Origin of the sequence: Acinetobacter sp. CS-2 (genome assembly GCF_016599715.1) — a bacterium.
Lineage (GTDB): Bacteria > Pseudomonadota > Gammaproteobacteria > Pseudomonadales > Moraxellaceae > Acinetobacter.
Window position 1 is genome coordinate 1,854,232 of the sequence record NZ_CP067019.1, and the last position, 18,953, is coordinate 1,873,184.

The window sequence follows — 18,953 nt, forward strand, 5'->3', positions numbered from 1 at the left end:
ATAAAAGGTATTCCAAAGTTTAACAAAGTGATAAAAAATTAGTTGATTGACGTTATTGCTTTAAATTTTCCTTATAAGGTTAGCTTGTAAAAATAAAAAACACCCTGAAGCATTTACTTTAGGGTGTCCCAAAATTTATTCAATGTTTCGGTTTCAAGCTGGCTGGCTAAAACCCAAACATTATCGTTAACACACAGCACTACAAGGGATTAGACGAACGATCATTCGAATGAATGTCTAAAACTGTTTTTTCATGTCTGCTATGAGCTGCTGCCTCAGCTGCTGCCAGTTGTGCAGCCTGTATTTGTTCTTTTCGAAGATGTTCGATGTCTTTACGTAGTCGCTTAATTTCCCAATTATTTTGAAATACCCGGAAAATTTGTACCCCTAACAACAAACCCAATGCCACACCTAATGCCAAGGTTAATAACAGCAATAAACCTAAACGCATTGCCGGTACCTGTGTAAACAACAGGTCAACTGAAAGTTCAGTACCATTTTGCAGCACAAGAGCCAATGAATAGCCAAAAAGTACAATGAGCAATGCGACTAAAATGTAACGCATAAACACCCCATAAATTTTTTATTACTGTACCGATTCGTTTACTGCATCACGCAATGCTTTGCCAGGTTTAAAATGCGGAACTGCTTTCGCAGCTACTTCAACAGATCGACCTGTTTTAGGATTACGCCCCACACGTGGATCACGGTGATGCAAAGCAAAACTGCCAAAACCCCGGATTTCAATACGATTATCAGATGATAATGCGGCTATCATTTGATCAATCATAATCTTAACAGCTTCTTCAACCAAAGGTTCTGCCAAGTGTGGATTTTTTAGGGAAATTCGCTCTATTAAGTCAGACTTATTCAGTGCTTCAGTAGTCATCTGCGACCTCTTTAATTATCAAGCTACTTTGTAGATGAAACGATAATAACCTGTTTAAATACAAAACGGTAGCGTAATAAGTTAATACTACGCTACCGTTTACAGTATTTGTGTAAAAAGTATTAGTTAATTTACATTAACAATACATTTTAACATCTACTTAGTTACCCATTTGAGCTTTGATCAAATCACCAATAGTCTTAGGACCATTGTCTTGACCAGCTGCAGCTGTTTTCAAGTTAGCAACCGCTTCTTTCTCTTCAGCTTCGTCTTTCGCTTTGATAGACAAGTTGATAGAGCGAGATTTACGGTCTACATTGATAATCTTAGCTTCAACTTCTTGACCAACTTCAAGGAACTTAGTTGCATCTTCAACGCGGTCGCGGTTGATTTCAGATGCTTTAAGAGTCGCTTCAACTTCGTCAGCTAACTTAACAGTCGCGCCACGAGCGTCAACTGCAGTTACAGTACCTTTAACAAGCGCACCACGTTCGTTAGCAGCCAAGAAATCGTTGAACGGATCGCTGTTCATTTGTTTGATACCAAGGCTGATACGGTTGCCTTCAGCATCTACAGACAGGATAACTGCTTCAACAGTGTCACCTTTCTTGTAACGACGGATAGCTTCTTCGCCTTGTTCGTTCCAAGAGATGTCAGACAAGTGAACTAGACCATCGATACCGCCTGGTAAACCGATGAAGATACCGAAATCAGTGATTGATTTGATCGTACCTGAAACTTTTTCACCTTTGTCGTGGTCTTTAGCAAACTCTTCCCATGGGTTAGCACGAGTTTGTTTGATACCAAGAGAAATACGACGACGTTCTTCGTCCACTTCAAGAACCATAACATCAACTTCGTCACCGATCTGAACAACTTTAGATGGGTGGATGTTTTTGTTAGTGTGGTCCATTTCTGAAACGTGTACTAAACCTTCAACGCCTTCAGCGATTTCAGCGAAACAACCGTAGTCAGTAAGGTTAGTTACGCGCGCTTTAACGATAGAACCTTTAGGGTAACGGTTCATGATCGCTAACCATGGATCTTCGCCTAATTGTTTAAGGCCTAAAGATACGCGGTTACGTTCGCGGTCGAATTTAAGTACTTTAACAGTAACTTCTTGTCCAACTTCAACAACTTCTGAAGGGTGCTTGATACGTTTCCAAGCCATGTCAGTGATGTGAAGAAGACCATCGATACCACCAAGATCAACGAACGCGCCGTAATCAGTAAGGTTCTTGATAGTACCAGTAACTGTTTGACCTTCTTCAAGCTGAGCAAGAAGAGCTTCACGGTCAGCTGAAGATTCAGCTTCCATAACAGCACGACGAGATACAACAACGTTGTTACGTTTAGCATCAAGTTTAATTACTTTGAATTCTAACTCTTTGCCTTCAAGGTGAGTTGTGTCACGGATAGGACGAGTGTCTACCAAAGAACCTGGCAAGAACGCACGAACTGGACCGATGTCAACAGTGAAACCGCCTTTAACTTTACCAGAAATAACACCAGTAACGATTTCGCCGTCTTCAAAGATTTTTTCAAGTTTAGTCCAAGTTTCAGCACGTTTCGCTTTTTCACGTGATAAAACTGTTTGACCCATACCGTTGTCAAGAGCTTCAACAACAACATCAACAGTATCGCCAACTTGAACTTCAAGTTCACGTTGGTCGTTTAAGAATTCAGCGCGGTCAACAATACCTTCTGATTTAAGGCCAGTGTCAACTGTTACCCAGTCAGAGTCGATATTTACTACAACGCCTTGGATGACTGCACCCTTTTCAACGTTGAGGTTTAATTCGCTTTCTTCAAAGAGGGCTGCAAAAGATTCGGTCATGATATACCTGATAAGTCAGCGGTCTTGGATCAGACAAGGCCGGTTTAATTAAGCTTCCACATAGTCCGTAATAAACTGATCTAGCTATGCTTTTGCTGAAAATTCGTTAATTAGCTAACTGCTTGTCGACAAAATGGGTCATCAATTTGAATACTTCATCGATATTCAATTCTGAACTATCAATAATATATGCATCTGCTGCCGGTTTGAGTGGTGCGACCGTGCGCTCCATATCTCTTTTGTCTCGAGCTTGTATATTAGCTAAAATGTCGTTCATTTTAACATCTAGCCCCATCCCCTGCAACTGCTTTACTCGTCGCTCCGCTCGGGATTCAGCCGATGCCGTCAGATAAATTTTTGCTTGAGCTTGCGGAAAAATGGAAGTTGCCATATCCCTGCCATCGGCAACCAGTCCCGGAGCTTGTGCAAATGCATGTTGACGTTCCAATAGCGCTGCTCTAAGCTCAGGAACTACCGCAACTTTTGAAGCAAACTCTCCCACCCGTTCGGTACGGATAGTTTGGGTCACATCTTCACCATCAAGCTCAACTCGGGTACCAGATTCAGTCGTCACAAATTTTATGTCTAAATTTGTTGCAATTTTAATGCACTGCTCCAGTTCGGAATCCAGGCTATCGAGTAAATCCTGTTGATGTAATGACAGCCCGAGCAGACGATATAGAGCACCCGAATCAAGCAAATGAAATTGATAATGTGCTGCCAGTTTAGCCGCAAGTGTGCCTTTCCCGGAACCACTCGGCCCATCTATGGTAATAATTTGAACTGTCATTAATTTTCCACTTTACCCTATACAGTTTTAGCTAATTTCGAAAAACCTAGTTTAATCGCAGATTTAAGCTGTGCAAGGATTAATTTACTGATAAAAGGTGCACGTGCCTGCAATTCAATGGTATAGGTAACCAAGGTTTTGTCATCATCTTTAGCCTCAAACTCGATAATGCCCAAATGGTGTTTCACCAAAGGGTTTTTCACAATCTGGTATTCGATACGCTGATTCGGTTCCAGCAAGGTAATCTGTTCCCGTAAAGGCTTGACGGGACCAAAACCCATACGGCGTACCGAACCCACCCCATCCCGACGCTCAGGATCTGTAGAATCTTTAATCCGTTCAACCTGAATCGGTGCAAAAGCTACATTGTAGGTGGCATGCTTTGATAGCAAATCAAAAACCTGATCGATGGGTGCGTTAAATTCTTTTTTTACTTGAATAGAATTCATGACTTATCCTGATTTTTATTGACAATACTCATTGTCATTATAGTTTATATGATTTTAATTAATGATTTTGATTATTTAGAGATTTTTCTTGTAACTTCTGCAATTTTTTTTGCTCACGGCGCATCTTGAAAAAATTGCTGAGCTGCTGGGAACACTGTTCTTGCATACACCCTGCCTCATACTCGAAAACATGATTGTAGTAACCGGTTTCAAATAATCGACGCACGCTAATTAAGGAACCTGCTTTCGGTTCAGTGGCACCAAACACGACCTTGGAGACCCGTGCATGAATCAAAGCCCCAACACACATGGTACACGGCTCTAAAGTCACATAAAGTACCGCGTCTTCAGGTAATCGGTAGTTATTCAGATTTGTACAGGCTTGGCGTAAAGCCTGAACCTCAGCATGAGCCGTGGGATCATTTAAAGAAATAGGTGCATTATGTCCTGCACCAATAATCTGATTTTGACTGACGATGACTGCACCCACAGGAATCTCCTGTTTTGAAGCGGCAATAGCAGCCTGCTCATACGCAAATTGCATCCAGTATTCATCAGTCAATTGTGTAGCATCAGTCATCTGCTTAACTGATGATACCGTAATGCTTCAACAGATCATTCCAGCTTTGAATATTGGTCACAGGCGGACAGTCAGACAAGATGGTTTTTAAAGAGAAATCACTGCCTTTTATCCATTCCGGAGACAGGTCTTTATCAACCAGACGCGCCCGTACACCTTCGACGAAATCAGGGTGACGAATCTTCCAGTTGGAGATTTGCGTTTCAAGCTCAAAAACTTCATTCCAAGAATGAACACGCTTGCCCCACTGCCATAATAACCAGGTTAATGCTGCTGTAGTAGGCGAACCTTTTTGCAGATTTTCACTCGCTTGACGAAGCCAATCACTGCGTGCATCACTCAGCCCGATAATAGATTCATAGTCATGTTCAAAGTTCACCCCACGGCAAACGCTATGAATGACATCCAGTGAATTTTGTAAAGGTCCGGGACCTACCGGACGGTGCATACTATTTAAAGTATCATCAATGGCACGAAAATCCCCTGCAGGATAATGTCCCCAATCAATATTCAGCACTTTGTCCAGCACATTATCACGCTGCGCATCACAAATATGGGTTGCCCAGCCAATCCCATATGCACCGGCAGAGGTCATAATGGAACCAGTTAAACCAGTAAACAGACCAATCGCGCCTCGATCGGCCAAGAAGCGTGTCGCACCGACATCCGGATACAGGCCGATATTAATTTCAGGCATTGCCAAACGCGAATAAGGCGTCACCAGGCGGAATGGTGCAGCCATAAACAGGCCCAGACCACCACCCATCACATAACCTTCACCCCAAACCAGTACTGGCTTGGCATAGTTATGCAGCAATAAATCTAGCGCATATTCTTGTTCAAAGAATTTGTTTGCGGTTGCAACTTCATCATTAATGACCAACTGACGAAGTTTACGGACATCACCACCAGCACAGAAAGCCTTCGGGGTGGTCGAATCCAGCCAGATCGCTTTTACCGCATCATCATGGTGAAAATCTTGGAACACTTCTAAGAGTGCAGTAACGATAGATTCATCCAGGGCATGTAGAGATTTCGGCCGGTTCAGGCGAACAATGCGCCAGCCGTTGATTGCTTCCTCTACAATCAGATCAGGATGATAACTTTTTAGTTCAGGAGATTGTGTCATGCGTCCAGCTGCCAATTGATCGGCTCAATGCCATTTTGTTTCAGATAATTATTTGCTTTTGAAAATACTTTACAACCAAAAAAACCACCACGATTTGCTGACAAAGGAGAAGGATGTGCAGCTTTCAATACCAAGTGTTTATTTTGATCGATACGTTGTCCTTTACGTTGTGCATAGGCTCCCCAAAGGATAAACACGATATGTTCACACTGCTCATTTAAAGCATCAATCACATGATCAGTAAAATCCTCCCATCCACGTTTTTGGTGTGATGTCGGCTGTCCTGCTTCAACAGTCAATACCGCATTGAGCAATAACACACCTTGTTCAGCCCAACGGGTTAAATCACCATGCTTGGGAACAGGAATACCCAGATCAGTATTTAATTCATGGAAAATATTACGTAAAGATGGCGGTAATGCAACCCCTCTTTGTACTGAAAAACTTAATCCATGTGCCTGATTGGGCCCATGATAAGGATCCTGACCCAGAATAACGACTTTAACACGGTTGAAAGGTGTTGTATTTAAGGCATTAAAAATGAGTGAATTAGGGGGATATATAATTTTATCGGCATGTTTTTCAGTCAGCAAGAACTGTTTTAGATCATCCATTTTGGCACTGAGCAAAAAATCGCTCAATGCATTTTTCCAACTTGCATCCAACTGGATTTTATCGAGTTTAGCTTGCTGTTGTTCCGTTAAAGACATACTTGCTTCCTAATTTTTTGACCAGCCCAAACTTTTTTCATTTTCTTCAAATTTGTACTTGAAGATCGACCGCTGGATTCTGGAATTTAATGCCTTGTTGTAATTTTTCATACATTCCAGGATCTGCCCATTCCGCTTGGACCTGTTCAGAAAATACAATCTGGTCAAGACTGAGCACACCCATTTGTTCATTTTCAATATCTTCAATAAAGCTTTGCGCATAACCGGTATCGGTTTCATGCACAATCACCGAATAAACCTCTACGTCGCCTTCCCCATTTTGGGTAATGGTCGATGCAAGCACCTGTTGTGCCAGATAGAAGAAAATGCGTGAGAACTGTTCTGCAGAAGGTGAAACAGGTAAAGATACCCAGCGGGCACTAAATTTTTTGCAAGCGGCAATATATTCAGCATCATCATATTGCCAGAAGCAGATCGCATGATCAAAACTGTCAAAAATATCTTTGATTACGCCTTTTAATAATCCGAAATCATAGACCATTTGACCATGATCAAGCTTGGACGCTTTAAGCAACAATTCAACTTTATAGCTATGACCATGAATCGAACGCTTACAGCGATCTGATGTGCAGTTTCGCACAATATGAGCATTTTCAAACTTAAATAACTTACGAATTAACATGTGCCGTGATGCAATCAAAAATCTGTGAATTAAATTTGATTATAAAGCAAAAGTGAAAGTTATAAAGCAAAAGTGAAATTCTGAACATTAATTTTACTGTTCAATAGCATTGGAGAAACACATGCAGTTGAATGGATGTGTTTCTCATTTTTCATCATATCTCGGGATCTGATTAGAATGGAGCCATGCTGCGAGATGCGATATACACCGACTTATCTTTTCGTACCAGATCACTACTGAACTGGCGTTTACGTCCGCCGAGCTGCACTTCAATTTTGGCTTTAAAATACGCAGATTTTACATCTAGCAAATTGCTTGTCTCACTTCTCACATCGGCACCAACCTGACTAAACGGCTCAATACCCCATAACTCATTCACACTGGAAAAATGCTCCAACTTGGCCTGGCGCTGTTGTAAAACCTGCTGCACCGCCTTGATATCCAGCTTGGGATCAAGACTGGCCAACAGCATCGCCGGAGCTGTATTAATGTTTATCTTGCTATCCATGGTTGGAACAGCACTGACATAATCAGCAATTTGCTGATATTTTTTTCCCTCAAAGCCACGTACCAGTTTCAGTTCTTCCACATTATGGAATTTACTGTTTGCCGGTAAATAACCTTGTGCCAATCCCTGATAATAACTGGCTTCTGCACCCATCGAGCCAATGGTTTCATTATCGGCATCTTGCCAGTCAATCACTGCCTCAGTTAACTTTTCAGGTAATCCCACACGTAGCAGCAGTTTTTCAAACCATGCTTTTGCCTGAGGATTGGGCGTACCATCCATATTCACCAAGCTGTTTAAATTAAATTTGCCTGATTGATCCTCTAAAGTGCCCGCAATAAAACCGTCCTCTACAGGAAAAGCCGGCATCGGTTTGGCCCAGTTTTCCTGTAAATGATCAATAGCACCAGCATTTTCAGCATCATCGACCAAAAGCTCTGAAAAAAAGGCTTCAGCACTTTTGGCATATAGCAAGGATTGATTTTGGCGCATTAAATATGCCGTATTTTCAGCTGTATTGGCCTGTCTTTTGGCAATGGTCGCAGCCAGGATGGTGGCTAATGCCACCATGACCAAAATCGTAATTAAGGCAACACCCTGTTGCGACTTTATGTTCAATTGGACCAAACCTTATAATGTAGAGTTATTTGTATCGCTATTTGCATTGTTATTTGAAGTGCCAGTTTGCTGTTTTAAATAATCGGTATTTAATAAACTGAAAATCCACTCATAGGACACATCTTTGACGGTCAGTTTAATTTTAATGCCCCTCGGCAAGATCTGTTTTTGTGTGACATCGTTTAAATCTACCTGACCCTCTGGCCATGCATTGAGTTCATTCGGATTCAACACCACAATTTGAAACTGGTCAACATCATTTAACAGCACACTGGATTCAGGCTGATCCCGCCCTGTACTGTTTAAATGACGGTATTTCAGTCGGTACAGTTTCTTTTCATCGGCACGATATTGATATTCCACGCGCTCGTCCGGAGAAATACCTTGCTGTAAAGGATCAGTGACCCCGGTTTTACTAAAATTAAATCGACCATTTTGCAAAACCAAAGCAGGCTGAATATCGCCATTGATATTGGCATTCAGTGGCACAACCTGAACGGTGTCACGCAGAATTTGCTGGTAGGCTTCCTGCAGCTGACCCAAATTGATCTCATGTTCAGCATTACGGTCTTTGACTTTAATTAAATAATCAAAGACTTTCCAGCCCAATGCGGAAAGCACACTAAAGATGGCAATTGCCACCAAAAGTTCAACCAAAGTGAAACCTTTTTTATTTTTCGTAGTCTGCTTTTTCATGCTTTGGCCTTCGGGTTGAAGAAAACCAAATGCGTCACTCCCGATTCAACCTTGCCACTTTTCACATTAAACAAACTGACCTGTACTTCTATGCGTTGTACATTTGGACTAATGGTCAATTGCGCAGATTTGTCAATTTGCCAGGTTTCACCTTGCTGGGTGACCTGTTTGGATTGGGTTCCCTGCAACCATTCCTGATTGATTTCCATCACGGCGACTTCATTCAAGGCTACGAATTGCGCCTTGGTTCTTAAAATGGCATTGGATGTTGCCTGGGTGTATTGCATTGCCACTTTGGTAAAAGCAATTGCAGCAGTGGCAAAAATCGCCAAAGCAACCATGACTTCCAATAGCGTAAAACCTGAGCAGCGATGAGTAAAACGCTGTTTCGATGCTGCACATAACCAAAAGCTATGCCTGGAGTATCTAGCGTTCATTGATTTTACCCAAATGATCAATCTCGATTTCTTCCCCAATCGGACGCTGTTCAAAATAAAATTGAATCCGTACCGGTTTGGCCTCGCCATTGCCCAACCACAACAGCTGCGGTGCATTCGAATTCAATAAATCCTCATTATTGGCATTTTCATAAGCATGATCGAGTGAAGTGATGCTAAAAGAAACATGCTCGGGTAAAGCCCTTTGAGCAAATTCCGCATATGGTTGCCATTTTTTGTTTTCTTCAACAATTTGTGGGGCTACAGTTTGAATGGAAGGAATGATGTATTCAACCACCCCGTAACTGAACGGCAATACATCTGTCGCGCTGTGCACATCCAGGGCAAAAATGCGCGCCTGATCATTGGCTTCACGGTTAATCCTGCGTAAATCCATAATAAACACTTCCCGTGCCTGCATCGCTTTACGCTGGTCTACCCCGTTAATATTGGTCAAAATTAAAGAAGCCATGATTGCCATAATCACAATAACCACCATCAACTCGATTAAGGTAAAACCACGAACTGATAATGGTCGGATTGGCTTCATGGCATACCTTTAAGCAAACTGTTCCGCAGAACTGACCTGTTTTGGCATTGCCAGTGCCTGATCAATATAGGCTACGCGCAATGTGTCACGTGAACCCAAATAACGCTGGTAAAAACTGGAATTTAGAATAGCCGCAGCACCATGAGTTAGGGCCCAAATAGAGGCCAGATAATCGCGTGTCGACATGCTGCTTTGAATACTTTCCAGATAGCTTTCAGTCATACGGATAATAATCCGTAAACGCTGTTTTCTGACCTGATACAGTTCACTAAATAGTAGATTGATCCCAATACCGGTCGTAGATAAACGTTCTTCAATTTGATGGAACAGTACCGTGCGCTCAGGATGATGTAAATGATGCAACATAAAGAATGCCAAATGCTCGGGAAAAGCCTTCTCTGCATCCTTAATCATCTCGAGCAACATGTTCTCATTACGAATAATCAGAAGCATGTACAGTTCATCTTTACTCTGGAAATGCTTATATAGAGTTCCCTTCGCCAAATCGAGTTCTGCTGCCAACGCATCTAGTGTCATCCCTGATTCGTCATTTTCTAACAGCAACTGCTCTGCAACCTGAAAAATTAACGCTTCTCTTGCTCGAAACTGAGCCTGACGATCCATCTTCACTCTGTAATTCTCTTCTGCGCTTATATCAATTTAATTTATTTACTTTAAATTAAGGAGGTTTTCAAAGTTTTGCATTGTAATGAAAGCAATTTCCTCAACAGACTTATCATATACATCACTTAGGGCTTTGGCTACATAAGGCACGTATTTTGGTTCATTAGATTTTCCTCTATATGGCATCGGTGCCAGATAAGGACTATCGGTTTCAATCAGCACCCGATCTAGTGGAACCTGCTTGGCCACATCACGTAAATCCTGCGCATTTTTAAAAGAGACAATTCCGGAAAATGACACATAATAACCACAATCCAGCACAGCTTTTGCGGTTTCCCAGTCTTCAGTAAAACAGTGCAAAATACCATGCGTGGATTTTTCAGCCAGAATGATATCGACTGTATCGTGTTTCGCTGCACGGGTATGCACCACCACCGGTTTTTTTACTGCCTGTGAGGCATGAATATGGCGGGCAAAACATTCTTTTTGTTCAGCAATAAAATCGGTGCTATGAAAATAATCCAGGCCGGTTTCACCAATCGCCCAGACCTTTTCAGGCTGTGCCAGTTCAATCAGATAATCTGTAGTGGCACGTGCCATGACCGCAGGGTCTTCACAGGGATGAACACCCACACTGTAGCCCACATCAGCATGGCGTGAGGCAATTTTAGCCAGCTCGATATGGTCATCCAGATCAACAGAGATAGTCATGAATTTGGATACCCCTGCTTCACGCGCCTGAGCTAATGCCAAGTCCAGATTGCCATCATAAGGCGTTAGATCCAGCATGGTTAAATGGCAGTGAGTATCTACAAACACAGTGATTTCCTAAATCTTTTAAATATCTACATAGTGTAACTAGTTCGACCTTCAGACTTAAGGCCTGTAAGCAACTTTTCAGCTTCTGATTTGTAATAAACGCCTTTTTCTCCGGTCAATTGCATACCAAAACCTTGTAATTTGATGCCATTTTGTTTTTGGGAGACCCAGATGACCTTGCCTGTTAAAGGAATTTTTTGTGATTGTTCGGGTAAGGTTGCCAGCACAAACACTTCTTCACCAAGCTTAACCGGCTGTTTGGTCGGAATAAACAATCCTCCACCGACAACATAAGGCATATAGCTGGCATACAAAGTTTCTATATCCGGGATATTGGCATGAATAATACCGCCCATACGTGGTTGCATTTTTATTCCCCTTAAAAATATTTAAATGTTCATTAGTTTTATACACAATTGATCAAGCACTAAATTGCTTTGTACATTTTGCTCAATATATTGTTTAGCTTGCTGCAAATCAGAATAAACCGCAAATAAAAATTCCAAGGTATATTGTTCGGATAATGCACTCAAATCAAGATCGGAATTTTTAACTTGCTGACTGAGCTTGACACAAATTAAATCTGACAACAAGTATTCAAACATTTGTGAAAAGTCACTAAAATTTAAGACTTTATTCCACTTGGTCGCAATCGCCATCGGCATATTTTTTTGCGTGACCAGTTTTTGCCAATCCGTTAAAAATTCTTGTCGCTTATTTAACCATTCCATTTCAGCCAGCTGCATGGCCTGTAATGGCATCTGATTAGATAAATTCATCAACAGTTGTTTTTGCATTTGATCTAAATTGGGTAAATGCTCGGTTAAATACGCATCTGCTTGCGAAGAAGAAATACGGTCCAGCGCAAAATGCTGCAAACGGCTGCGAATCGTGGCTGGAAGTTTTAAGTAATGATCGGCCAGTAAAATAATGACTACCCGATCACCCGGCTCTTCCAAGGTTTTGAGTAATGCATTGGCAGAGGCGATATTCAAAGCTTCTGCCGGTTCAATCACAATCACACGCCAGCCATCTACGGTTTGCTGCACAAAGGGCAATAAATCACGGATTTTCTCAATCTTGATTTTGGCATTCTGCTTTTTATTGTCTTCATCGGTGCTGATATGAACATAGTTGGGATGGGTATCAGACTTTAACCACAAACAACTGCCACATTCACCACAAGGGGCATTGTTTTCATGACGATTGGCACATAGCACCCAAGCCAAAAAATATTGTGCAAAAGCTTCCTTGCCACAGCCTTTTTTACCATAAAAAAGTAGACCATGCCCCAGTTTGGGAAAGCGTCCGGTCAAGGTCTCCCAAACCGTTTGCTGCCATGGGTAGACTTGTGCCGCAACATTATTTTGCATGGAGGAGTCCACCTTATTCGAAGCAAGAAACATCCATCTGATTTAAACGGTCCAAATCTGCCTGTGTATCGACACCCGGTGGCAAGTTGGCTTCTGCAACGGCAATGGCAATACGGTGACCATTTTCCAGTACACGTAATTGTTCCAGACTTTCCAGTCTTTCCAGCGCACCCATATCCCAGGACACATATTCTTGCAGCAAATTCACACGGTAGGCGTACAAGCCTAAATGACGGTATGCCTGCTGATGTAATTGCTGAATTTCTTGTTTTGCACCATCACGGTCATAAGGAATCGTGGCACGGCTAAAATACAAAGCCTGGTTATATTTGGACATCACCACTTTTACAATACTGTCGCGCTGAAACTCTTCCATACTATGAATCGGCTCACATAAGGTCGACATGGAAGATTCAGGTTGCGATTCCAACAATTGCGCCACCTGCTGCACCAATTGAGCCGGAAGCAGAGGTTCATCACCTTGTACATTGACAATAATGTCTTCACTGTCCCAGCCTTTAATGCGGGCAACTTCACTTAAACGGTCGGTGCCAGAAGGATGATCTGCACTTGTAATGACAACATCCACGCCTTCTGCACGGCACACTTCTGCAATACGCTCATCGTCGGTTGCCACACATAAATCATCAAAACCAGCCACTTTTTTTGCCTGATCCACCACACGTAGAATCATGGGACGACCATGAATTTCCAATAGTGGCTTGCCCGGCAAACGGGAACTTGCAAAACGTGCTGGAATAACAATATGTTTCATAAACAATGAACCTTAAGAAATTTGAATACCGAGTTGCTGTAACTGTTGATGCAAAACATCATAGCACTGTGGCGAAAGCACTGCTTCAACAGGAACCACCCAGATTTCCCGTTTAAAATTTGGATTTTGCTTTAATAATGGCAGCAGTTTTACTGCATCTTTTTCCGTGGTAATAATGGGGTTGTTATCTTCAAACTGCAGATCCGTAATTTCGTAATCATAATGATCAGGAAATTCATGGCACTGAAACTGATGAATCCCCATGGAATCTAAAGTGTTGTAAAAACGCTGTGGAAAACCAATACCAACCACGGCATAAAAATTATCCGTCGGATTAAAAGATCTTTCATCTACCGCATCATTAAGCAAATAAGGAGCAGCAATTTCTAAATGCATATTCAGGGCAGAATTTGGCTGACTGGCATGCTCAATAACGGTTGCTGTGGTTAAGCGGCTTGGCGGTTCGCGTAAATATCCTTCAGGCAATAACTTCTGATTACCCAGACCACGATTCTGATCCAGCACAATCCACTCAATTTGTCGTGCTAAAGCCCAGTGTTGCAAACCGTCATCACTGATAATTAAATCCAGCTCATGTTTTGACAACAAATATTCAATACTATGCTGCCGGTTTGATCCCACTACCATGGGCACACCGGTAGACTGAACAATCAGACAGGGTTCATCCCCTACCACTTCAGGAACTGACTCCAAATCCACATAAGCAGGAAAAGGTCCTTTTCCACCGTAACCGCGACTGATGACACCGACACGAACATTTTGACTTTGTAGGTAATTGACCAGCTGAATCAGCAATGGTGTTTTACCACTGCCACCAACGGTAATATTACCAATCACCATCACCGGAACTGGAGATTGATAGCTGGCTTTAACGCCACATTGGTACAGTTTTTTATTCAGTAAAAAACCACCACGATAAATCCATGACAAAGGTCTAAGCACAATCAACCACTTGGCCTGTTTGTTCCAGGCATCCTGAATCAATTGTGCAAATGACATAGATCAATTTTCCTCGAAATTACGCTGATGCAATTGATAGTAAGCACCATGTTTAGCAATCAACTCTGCGTGCGTACCTTGCTCGACAATGCTACCGTTGTCCATCACCACAATGCGATCTGCATTTTCAATGGTTGATAAACGATGGGCAATCACAATCGTTGTCCGGTCTTGCATGGCTGCATCAAATGCTTTCTGGATAAAATACTCTGATTCATTATCCAGTGCACTGGTGGCTTCATCCAGAATCAGGATTGGTGCATTTTTCAAAATGGCACGTGCAATGGCAATACGCTGGCGCTGTCCACCTGAAAGATTCAGGCCTTGTGCGCCGAGTTGCGTATCATAACCTTGTGGCAAAGCCATAATAAAATCATGTGCATAGGCAGCTTTTGCAGCTGCAATAATTTCTGCATCGGTTGCATTTTCAAGCTGCCCGTAGGCAATATTTTCACGTACAGTGCGGTTAAACAACACCACCTGCTGGTTCACCATGGCAATTTGTGTACGTAAAGTATTAATTTCCAGCTCTTGAATGGCATACTGGTCTAAATAAATATTACCTGAACTCAACTCCTGAAAACGTACCAGCAAATTGACCAGAGAAGTCTTACCTGCTCCTGAACGCCCCACCAAGGCAATGGTTTCACCCGCCTTGACGTCAAGGTTAAAATCATGAATCGCATGATGACCATCTGGATAAATTAAATTAGTCTGCTGAAATTGGATATTGCCTTTCAGCATTGGCGTAGCCGTACCGGTATTTTGCTCTTCCGACAAATCCAGCAACTCAAAAACGGAATGTGCTGCAGCCATGCCACGTTGTAATTTTTCATTGACATCGGTTAAAGCTTTAATTGGCTTGCTCAACATCCCTGCTGCAGTAATATACGCGACGAATTCACCTGCGCTGGTATCGCGTAAAATTTCTGGTCGTAATGCAATCCAGATGATAATTGCCATGGCAATCGACATAATGAACTGTACAATCGGGCTATTCAGTTGTTGCACCACCACCATTTTCAAACCGCGTCTTAAATTTTCAAGCGAATTGTCACGAAAACGCGTTTGTTCATAGTCTTGTCCGCCAAAACCTTTAACAATTAAATTCCCATTCACCGTTTCCTGTACCACATGGTTAACATCACCCATAGTATCCTGAACTTGCAAGGATAATTTACGCATGCGTTTTGAGGCTTGACGAACTAGCAATCCCATCAGTGGAGCAAAAATCAGAATAATAAAAGTAAGTCGCCAATTGCTATATAACAGATACCCTAACAATCCGAGGGTAATCAAACCTTGTTGTACAATCGTTTTTAGAGATTCAGATGAAGCAGCCGTTAATTGCTCCACGTTATACATGATTTTAGCGGTGATATGCCCGCTGGTATTATCCAGATAATATTGCGATGGAAGCTTAAGCAGTTTGGCGAAAACTTCCTGACGAATATTAAATACCAAATTCCGAGAGATGACTGCGGTATAATAACCCCCAACAAAGGAACCTAAACCGCGAAAGAACATCAATAAAATAACCAGAAAAGGAAATATGGAAGTAAAGCCTTGATCTCGATTCTGGATAGCGGTAATAATTTTTTCCAGTAATTTTGCAATAGATACTTCCGTTGCCGCACTAATTGCAAAACCGATAAAAACCAGTATCGCTACACCCCAAAAAGGCTTCAGATAGCCCAAAAGACGTAGATAGACTTTAAAATCCTGCTTCACTCATAACCCCTAGACGGAACTTTGGTACTAATATTGACGTTAACAAAACCTAACTGTCCTGCTACATCCATTACACGAATCACATCCTGATGCGTTGCCTTGGCATCCGCAGCAATAACAAACATTAAATCACGTCGATCATTGGAAATCTGTTTAATTGCGGTACTTAAATCTACAACATCTTTGCTGGCAATTGATTGTCCATTAATGGAATAGTGACCAGAAGCATCTACTACTACTTCAATTTTATGATCATACTGTTTAGGGGGCACGCCTTGCGCATCAGGCAAGGTTAAATTCATGCGGCTAAACTGATTGAACGTGGTAGATAACAGTAAAAAAACCAGAATAAACAGCAAGCAGTCAATCATGGGGGTTAAATTAATATGAATATTTTCAACTTGTGTGCGTTTGAATTTCATTTTTCACCACCTTAACCTGCTTTTCTAATATCTTGTTCTTGATCTGTAGAATTTTGATAGAAAAGTGCTGCATGAAATAAGGTCGATTGCTGCTCAAGCTCTGCAATATATTCTTGTACTAAACGCTGAAAATAGCGATAGGCAAACAGTGCAGGAATGGCAATAAACATCCCTGCTGCCGTTGTGATCAACGCTTTGGAAATACCAGGAATCATTAAAGTAGGATTGCTATTGGTACCTAAATCAATCACCAAGAAGGATTCGATAATACCCAGTACGGTACCCAATAAACCCAATAATGGTGCTACTGCACTTAAGGTTCCCAAGAAGTTGATGTTTTTTTCCAGATAACCAATTTCTTGGGAAGCAGTGGTTTCCATTTGTGCACGGGCAAATTGTTCATTTTGATTTTTACTTTGGTAACCCGCCATAAAAATGCGCCCCAAAGTACTGCTTTGTAAGGCTTGATCCTGCTTTAACTGCTGCATGACCATATCAATATTTTGCACCTGATTTAACAGCAATACCTTAGGCAAGATCATTGTTCTTTTTAACCGAATAAAGCGTTCAATCGTGATTGCTACAGTAAAAATTGAACATAAAACAAGGGGAAGCATGAGCCACCCACCCGCCTTAACTAATTCCCACATATGTTTTCCCCAATAAAAATTTTAAAAATTATTCTGCAAAGCAGATATTTAATATCCCATCCAATTCATCAAGTGAATGGTATTGAATGACAAGTTTCCCCTTGCCTTGTTTATTATGATCAATTTTCACATCTGCGCTGAAACGCTCTGCCAGACGCTGTGTCAGTTGCTGAATATCGGGTGCAATTTCAGCTTTCGGTTTTTCTTGTTTTGGCGTATTCAAGTCGCGCACCAGTTGTTCGGTTTGGCGTACAGATAAACTTTTCTCAATCACATGCTCTGCAACCTTAAGCTGATCTTTAGCCTTTAAAGTCAGAATAGCACGCGCATGCCCCATATCCAGCAAACCTTGCTGCATGAAGTCTTTTACCGATTCAGCCAGTGTCAGTAAACGCAACAAGTTACTGACTGTAGTACGCGCCTTACCGACAGTATCGGCAATTTCCTGATGACTTAAACCGAATTCTTCATGAAAACGCTGGAGTGCCATCGCCTGATCGATCGGGTTTAAATCCTGACGTTGAATGTTTTCAATCAATGCCAAGGCAATGGCAACCTGATCATTCAAATCACGAACAATTGCAGGAACTTCCGTCAAACCCGCCAGTTGTGCTGCGCGCCAACGACGCTCACCGGCAATAATTTCATAGGGATGCTTTTCATCATCAATTGGACGAATCACAATCGGCTGCATCACCCCATGCTTTTCAATCGATGCTGCCAGTTCCTGAAGATCTTGCTCATGAATAAAACGTCGCGGTTGATATTCACCGCGCTTGAGTAAATGGACATTAATCTGTTTCAGCTGACCATGATCTAACGCTTGAGCTTCCATTTGTAATTTTTCTTTCTGGATTGAGCCAAGCAAGGCATCCAGACCACGACCTTTTGCTAATCCGCGTTTTTTTGTGGTCATGCGTTACTTCCTTTTTTTACTTTACTTTTCTTTAACATTTCAGCTGCCAGATTCAGGTAAGCAACTGCACCCTTGGAGCTTTTTTCAAAATAGATAATCGGCAAACCATGCGCAGGGGCTTCAGCCAAACGGACATTACGCGGAATCACCGTATCATAGAGTTTTTTGCCAAAATACTGTTCAAGCTCTTCTGAAACATCACGGGTTAAAGCATTACGTGCATCGTACATAGTGCGCAAAACGCCCACAATTTGCAGATCCGGATTTAGGGCTTGCTGAATACGGTCAATGGTTTGGGTTAAATCCGCCAAACCTTCCAGAGCATAGTATTCACATTGCATCGGAATCATGACACCCTGCACGGCAGCCAAAGCATTCACCGTAATCAGACTTAAGCTGGGCGCACAGTCAACAATAATATAATCAAAAGAAGATTCAATTTCTTGCAATGCTTCACGCAAAATATATTCGCGGCCATCCTGTTCGGCAATGGCCAGTTCTACACCCGCCAAATCGCGGTTAGCCCCGAGAACTTTATAGCCGACTTCCGCTTTGGTAATTGCAGTTTCAATTGGGACTTCGCCCAATAATACATCAGTGACCGAATACAACAGATCATTTTTCTGAATACCGGAACCCATCGTGGCATTGCCTTGTGAATCCATATCCACAAGTAAAACGCGCTTTTTTAAAACAGCTAACGATGCTGCCAAATTTACTGCGGTTGTGGTTTTACCTACGCCACCTTTTTGGTTCGCAATCGCAATAATTTGTGCCATGGTGACCC

Annotated in this window: 24 protein-coding genes; all 24 read right to left on the reverse strand. The window is 42.0% G+C overall.

Translation table 11 applies throughout. The annotated features are described in order from the left end of the window. Window positions 1–199: 199 nt before the first annotated feature. Window positions 200–565 carry a lipopolysaccharide assembly protein LapA domain-containing protein gene (locus JFY49_RS09185; RefSeq protein WP_086195466.1) on the reverse strand — a complete coding sequence of 122 codons (366 nt, stop codon included), beginning with the start codon at window positions 563–565 and terminating at the stop codon, window positions 200–202. A 21-nt stretch (window positions 566–586) separates the two neighbouring features. Continuing rightward, window positions 587–889 carry an integration host factor subunit beta gene (locus JFY49_RS09190; protein ID WP_086195467.1) on the reverse strand — a complete coding sequence of 101 codons (303 nt, stop codon included), beginning with the start codon at window positions 887–889 and terminating at the stop codon, window positions 587–589. A gap of 160 nt (window positions 890–1,049) precedes the next feature. Further along, a complete protein-coding gene (gene rpsA, locus JFY49_RS09195; RefSeq protein ID WP_086195468.1) occupies window positions 1,050–2,726 on the reverse strand; it encodes a 30S ribosomal protein S1 in 1,677 nt (558 codons plus the stop codon). A gap of 106 nt (window positions 2,727–2,832) precedes the next feature. Beyond that, complete coding sequence (gene cmk / locus JFY49_RS09200; RefSeq protein WP_180080319.1) at window positions 2,833–3,516, reverse strand: (d)CMP kinase; 684 nt, start codon at window positions 3,514–3,516, stop codon at window positions 2,833–2,835. A gap of 17 nt (window positions 3,517–3,533) precedes the next feature. After that, window positions 3,534–3,965, reverse strand: coding sequence for an SRPBCC family protein (locus JFY49_RS09205; protein ID WP_200222654.1), 432 nt, complete (start codon window positions 3,963–3,965; stop codon window positions 3,534–3,536). Window positions 3,966–4,023: 58 nt separating this feature from the next. Next, window positions 4,024–4,545, reverse strand: coding sequence for a tRNA adenosine(34) deaminase TadA (gene tadA, locus JFY49_RS09210; protein ID WP_180080322.1), 522 nt, complete (start codon window positions 4,543–4,545; stop codon window positions 4,024–4,026). Between the two features lie 4 nt (window positions 4,546–4,549). Further along, the gene (locus JFY49_RS09215) at window positions 4,550–5,674 is read right to left on the reverse strand and encodes an enoyl-CoA hydratase/isomerase family protein (RefSeq protein WP_086195472.1); all 1,125 of its coding nucleotides are present in this window, start codon (window positions 5,672–5,674) and stop codon (window positions 4,550–4,552) included. Further along, entirely contained in the window at window positions 5,671–6,384 is a 714-nt protein-coding gene (ung, locus tag JFY49_RS09220) for a uracil-DNA glycosylase (RefSeq protein ID WP_086195473.1), read from the reverse strand. The genes JFY49_RS09215 and ung overlap by 4 nt, the downstream gene beginning before the upstream one ends. A 46-nt stretch (window positions 6,385–6,430) precedes the next feature. Further along, window positions 6,431–7,027 (reverse strand): 6-pyruvoyl trahydropterin synthase family protein, encoded by a 597-nt coding sequence (locus tag JFY49_RS09225; RefSeq protein ID WP_180041646.1) that lies wholly within the window; start codon window positions 7,025–7,027, stop codon window positions 6,431–6,433. Window positions 7,028–7,199: 172 nt separating this feature from the next. Next, on the reverse strand, window positions 7,200–8,105 hold the full coding sequence (gene gspK, locus JFY49_RS09230) for a type II secretion system minor pseudopilin GspK (RefSeq protein WP_218944695.1): 906 nt from the start codon (window positions 8,103–8,105) through the stop codon (window positions 7,200–7,202). A gap of 60 nt (window positions 8,106–8,165) precedes the next feature. Further along, window positions 8,166–8,849, reverse strand: a complete 684-nt coding sequence (gene gspJ, locus JFY49_RS09235; protein WP_200222655.1) for a type II secretion system minor pseudopilin GspJ — start codon at window positions 8,847–8,849, stop codon at window positions 8,166–8,168. Next, complete coding sequence (locus JFY49_RS09240) at window positions 8,846–9,190, reverse strand: type II secretion system protein GspI (RefSeq protein ID WP_265092682.1); 345 nt, start codon at window positions 9,188–9,190, stop codon at window positions 8,846–8,848. Before JFY49_RS09240 ends, gspJ begins: the two co-directional genes overlap by 4 nt. Window positions 9,191–9,275: 85 nt before the next feature. Further along, entirely contained in the window at window positions 9,276–9,836 is a 561-nt protein-coding gene (locus JFY49_RS09245) for a type II secretion system protein (protein WP_200222657.1), read from the reverse strand. A 9-nt stretch (window positions 9,837–9,845) separates the two neighbouring features. Further along, on the reverse strand, window positions 9,846–10,460 hold the full coding sequence (locus JFY49_RS09250) for a TetR/AcrR family transcriptional regulator (RefSeq protein ID WP_200222658.1): 615 nt from the start codon (window positions 10,458–10,460) through the stop codon (window positions 9,846–9,848). 45 nt (window positions 10,461–10,505) lie between these two features. Then, window positions 10,506–11,279, reverse strand: a complete 774-nt coding sequence (locus tag JFY49_RS09255) for a TatD family hydrolase (protein ID WP_200222659.1) — start codon at window positions 11,277–11,279, stop codon at window positions 10,506–10,508. Between the two features lie 26 nt (window positions 11,280–11,305). Then, window positions 11,306–11,647 carry a PilZ domain-containing protein gene (locus JFY49_RS09260; RefSeq protein WP_092818360.1) on the reverse strand — a complete coding sequence of 114 codons (342 nt, stop codon included), beginning with the start codon at window positions 11,645–11,647 and terminating at the stop codon, window positions 11,306–11,308. Between the two features lie 21 nt (window positions 11,648–11,668). Continuing rightward, the gene (locus tag JFY49_RS09265) at window positions 11,669–12,652 is read right to left on the reverse strand and encodes a DNA polymerase III subunit delta' (protein WP_180041668.1); all 984 of its coding nucleotides are present in this window, start codon (window positions 12,650–12,652) and stop codon (window positions 11,669–11,671) included. Window positions 12,653–12,665: 13 nt separating this feature from the next. Next, entirely contained in the window at window positions 12,666–13,427 is a 762-nt protein-coding gene (gene kdsB / locus JFY49_RS09270; RefSeq protein ID WP_180041670.1) for a 3-deoxy-manno-octulosonate cytidylyltransferase, read from the reverse strand. Window positions 13,428–13,439: 12 nt separating this feature from the next. Next, entirely contained in the window at window positions 13,440–14,447 is a 1,008-nt protein-coding gene (lpxK, locus tag JFY49_RS09275; protein WP_200222660.1) for a tetraacyldisaccharide 4'-kinase, read from the reverse strand. Between the two features lie 3 nt (window positions 14,448–14,450). Beyond that, complete coding sequence (msbA, locus tag JFY49_RS09280; protein ID WP_200222661.1) at window positions 14,451–16,178, reverse strand: lipid A export permease/ATP-binding protein MsbA; 1,728 nt, start codon at window positions 16,176–16,178, stop codon at window positions 14,451–14,453. Then, entirely contained in the window at window positions 16,175–16,600 is a 426-nt protein-coding gene (locus tag JFY49_RS09285; RefSeq protein ID WP_200222662.1) for an ExbD/TolR family protein, read from the reverse strand. Before JFY49_RS09285 ends, msbA begins: the two co-directional genes overlap by 4 nt. 11 nt (window positions 16,601–16,611) lie before the next feature. Beyond that, window positions 16,612–17,250, reverse strand: coding sequence for a MotA/TolQ/ExbB proton channel family protein (locus tag JFY49_RS09290; protein ID WP_180174681.1), 639 nt, complete (start codon window positions 17,248–17,250; stop codon window positions 16,612–16,614). 28 nt (window positions 17,251–17,278) lie between these two features. Then, complete coding sequence (locus JFY49_RS09295) at window positions 17,279–18,166, reverse strand: ParB/RepB/Spo0J family partition protein (protein ID WP_086195486.1); 888 nt, start codon at window positions 18,164–18,166, stop codon at window positions 17,279–17,281. Further along, the gene (locus JFY49_RS09300; RefSeq protein WP_086195487.1) at window positions 18,163–18,945 is read right to left on the reverse strand and encodes a ParA family protein; all 783 of its coding nucleotides are present in this window, start codon (window positions 18,943–18,945) and stop codon (window positions 18,163–18,165) included. Before JFY49_RS09300 ends, JFY49_RS09295 begins: the two co-directional genes overlap by 4 nt. Window positions 18,946–18,953: the final 8 nt, after the last annotated feature.